The organism is Burkholderia aenigmatica (assembly GCF_902499175.1).
Lineage (GTDB): Bacteria > Pseudomonadota > Gammaproteobacteria > Burkholderiales > Burkholderiaceae > Burkholderia > Burkholderia aenigmatica.
Genome location: NZ_CABVQC010000138.1, coordinates 1 through 3,586, shown reverse-complemented (window position 1 = coordinate 3,586; position 3,586 = coordinate 1). Strand labels below are relative to the sequence as shown.

3 protein-coding genes are annotated in these 3,586 nt (G+C 68.0%); all 3 read left to right on the top strand.

The window, feature by feature from the left end:
- On the top strand, positions 1–1,335 hold a 1,335-nt coding region (locus BDO18943_RS42230; RefSeq protein ID WP_175026708.1), incomplete at its 5' end, for a chemotaxis protein CheW.
- A gap of 51 nt (positions 1,336–1,386) precedes the next feature.
- Positions 1,387–1,902: a chemotaxis protein CheW gene (gene cheW, locus BDO18943_RS42225; protein ID WP_043185043.1), complete on the top strand. Its 516-nt coding sequence runs from the start codon at positions 1,387–1,389 to the stop codon at positions 1,900–1,902.
- A 37-nt stretch (positions 1,903–1,939) separates the two neighbouring features.
- Positions 1,940–3,586 (top strand): methyl-accepting chemotaxis protein (locus BDO18943_RS42220; protein ID WP_175026707.1); only part of this gene is annotated, 1,647 nt, incomplete at its 3' end.

Sequence of the window (3,586 nt, the reverse complement as noted above, 5' to 3'; positions counted from 1 at the left end):
GAGCCGGCCGCCGCTGCCGCCGCGCAAGCGCAGCAGCCGTCCCAGCACGCGCACGCCGACCACGCACCGCAGGCTGCCGCGCATCACGACGACAAGCGCGCACGCCCGGCCGCCGCGGCCGCAGCGGGCGCCGAAGGCAGCTCGATCCGCGTCGGCGTCGAGAAGGTCGACCAGCTGATCAACCTGGTCGGCGAGCTCGTGATCACGCAGGCGATGCTCGCGGAAACCGCGAGCGCGTTCGATCCGGCGCTGCACGACCGCCTGTTCAACGGAATGGCGCAGCTCGAGCGCAACGCGCGCGATCTGCAGGAAGCCGTGATGTCGATCCGCATGATGCCGATGGACTACGTGTTCAGCCGCTTCCCGCGGCTGGTGCGCGACCTCGCCGGCAAGCTCGGCAAGCAGGTCGAACTGGTGACGTTCGGCCAGGCGACCGAGCTCGACAAGAGCCTGATCGAACGGATCATCGATCCGCTGACCCACCTCGTGCGCAACAGCCTCGACCACGGGATCGAGACCGTCGACAAGCGGGTCGCCGCCGGCAAGGACGCGGTCGGCCAGCTGGTGCTGTCGGCCGCGCATCACGGCGGCAACATCGTGATCGAGGTGAGCGACGACGGCGCGGGCCTGAACCGCGAGCGGATCCTCGCGAAAGCCGCGAAACAGGGCATGCAGGTGTCCGACACCATCAGCGACGACGAAGTCTGGCAACTGATCTTCGCGCCGGGCTTCTCGACCGCCGAGACCGTGACCGACGTGTCGGGCCGCGGCGTCGGGATGGACGTCGTGAAGCGCAACATCCAGTCGATGGGCGGTCACGTCGAGATCTCGTCGCTGGCCGGCCGCGGCACGACCACGCGGATCGTGCTGCCGCTCACGCTGGCGATCCTCGACGGGATGTCGGTGAAGGTCGGCAACGAGATCTTCATCCTGCCGCTGAACTTCGTGATGGAGTCGCTGCAGCCGTCGAACGACGACATCTACACGGTCGGCAACGGTGAGCGCGTGGTGCGCGTGCGCGGCGAATACCTGCCGCTCGTCGCGCTGCACGAAGTGTTCTCGGTCGAGGACGCGCGCACCGACCCGACGCAAGGGATCGTCACGATCATGGAAACCGAGGGGCGCCGCTTCGCGATGCTGATCGACGAGCTGGTCGGCCAGCAGCAGGTGGTCGTGAAGAACCTCGAAACCAACTACCGCAAGGTGCACGGCATTTCGGCGGCGACCATCCTCGGCGACGGCAGCGTCGCGCTGATCGTCGACGTCGCGGCGCTGAACCGCGAAACCCGTGCGACGCACGGCGCCCGTGCCGGCGCCGAGCTCGCGATGTTCTGATGTCTCTCGCCATTCAACCGATTGGGGGCAAACGTGGCTGCTGAAGTCCAAATGATCAATCCGGCCGCGGCGAACGCGGCAACGAGCCGCCGCGACGCGGAGCAAGGCGACGCGACGGGCCAGGAATTCCTCGTGTTCACGCTCGGCGACGAGGAATACGGGATCGACATCCTGAAAGTGCAGGAAATCCGCGGCTACGACAGCGTCACGCGCATCGCGAACGCGCCGGAATTCATCAAGGGCGTGATCAACCTGCGCGGGATCATCGTGCCGATCGTCGACATGCGGATCAAGTTCCATCTCGGCCGCGTCGAGTACGACCACCAGACCGTCGTGATCATCCTGAACGTCGCGCATCGCGTGGTCGGGATGGTGGTCGACGGCGTGTCGGACGTGCTGACGCTGCAGACCGACCAGATCATGCCGGCGCCGGAGTTCGGCGCCACGCTGACGACCGAGTACCTGACGGGCCTCGGCACGGTCGACGGCCGGATGCTGATCCTGATGGACATCGAGAAGCTGATGTCGAGCCGTGAAATGGCGCTGATCGAGACGCTCGGCGGGTAAGCGCGTCGCGCGCGCAGGAATTTCGGGAGAATCTGCAATGTTGCATAACTGGTCGATCCGCACGACGCTCACGGCGGTCGGACTCATCCTCGCGGCGCTGGCCGCAGCCGTTGGCGGGCTCGGCCTGGTCGCGCTGAATCACGCGAGCCGCTCGCTCGACGAGATCGCGCACGTCGACCTGCCGGCACTCCATACGCTCGACGACACGTCGTCGTACCTGCTGCGCGCGCGCGTGTCGCTCGACCGCTTCCGTTCGCTGACGGAAGGCGGCAACACGGCCGAAGCGGCCAAGGTGCTGGACCGCGCGCAGGAGCTGTATGCGAAGTCGAACCAGAACTGGCAGGCGTTCCAGTCGACGCCGAAGCTCGGCATCGAGCAGGCGCTCGTCGACGACCTGACCACCCGCTACACGACGATCGTGAAGGAAGGCGTCGAGCCCGAGTTCGCGGCCGCGCGCGCGGGCGACATGGCCGCGTACCACGCGGTCGCCGATACCAAGATCAGCCCGATGTTCGTCGCGTACGACCAGGCTGCGGCGGCCGTGATCGCGTCGCTGCAGAAGCGCGCGGAAGATCGCCAGGCCACGACGCAATCGCAGATCTCGCTGATGATCGGGCTCATCGCGGCCGGCATCGCGATCGCGTTCGTCGTCGTGGTCGCGATTCGTTTCGCGCTGCGCGGGCTGATCGTGAAGCCGCTCGAGGACGCGATCGCGCACTTCGAGCGCATCGCCGGCGGCGACCTCACGCAGCCGGTGAACGTGTTCAGCACGAACGAGATCGGCCGCCTGTTCGGCGGCATCAAGCGGATGCAGGACGCCGTCACGACGATGGTGCAGGCCGTGCATCGCGGCACCGAATCGATCGACGTCGGCGCGCGCGAGATCGCGACCGGCAACATCGACCTGTCGCAGCGTACCGAGGAGCAGGCCGCGTCGCTGCAGGAAACCGCGTCGAGCATGGAGCAGCTGACGGGCACCGTGCGCCAGAACGCGGAGAACGCGCGGCAGGCCAGCCAGCTCGCGGTCAACGCATCGGACATCGCGACGCAGGGCGGCGACGTGGTCGGCCAGGTCGTGGCGACGATGCAGGACATCGCGGGGAGCTCGGGCAAGGTCGTCGACATCATCGGCACGATCGAAGGCATCGCGTTCCAGACCAACATCCTCGCGCTGAACGCGGCGGTCGAAGCCGCCCGTGCGGGCGAACAGGGCCGCGGCTTCGCGGTGGTCGCGGGCGAGGTGCGTTCGCTCGCGCAGCGCAGCGCGAGCGCCGCGAAGGAAATCAAGCAGCTGATCGGCGATTCGGTCGAGAAGGTCGAAAGCGGGTCGGCGCTCGTGTCACGCGCCGGCTCGACGATGGACGAGATTGTGCAGGCCGTGCGCCGCGTGACCGACATCATGGGCGAGATCAGCGCCGCGTCGGATGAGCAGTCGACCGGCATCGAGCAGGTCAACCGCGCGGTCGGCCAGATGGATTCGGTCACGCAGCAGAACGCGGCGCTCGTCGAGCAGGCGGCAGCCGCGGCCGCGTCGCTCGAGGAGCAGACGCGCCAGATGAAGGCGATCGTGTCGGGCTGGCGCGTGGCGGGCGGCATCGTGCTCGCGCCGTCGCGCGATGTGGCGCGGCCGGTCGCGCATGCGCCGGCGGCCGTGCCGGCACTGCCGTCGGAGCCGCGTTTCGAC

Bases quoted from the DNA above. Each gene is read 5' to 3' on its own strand.
- cheW (WP_043185043.1), top strand. From the start codon at position 1,387: ATGATCAATCCGGCCGCGGCGAACGCGGCAACGAGCCGCCGCGACGCG.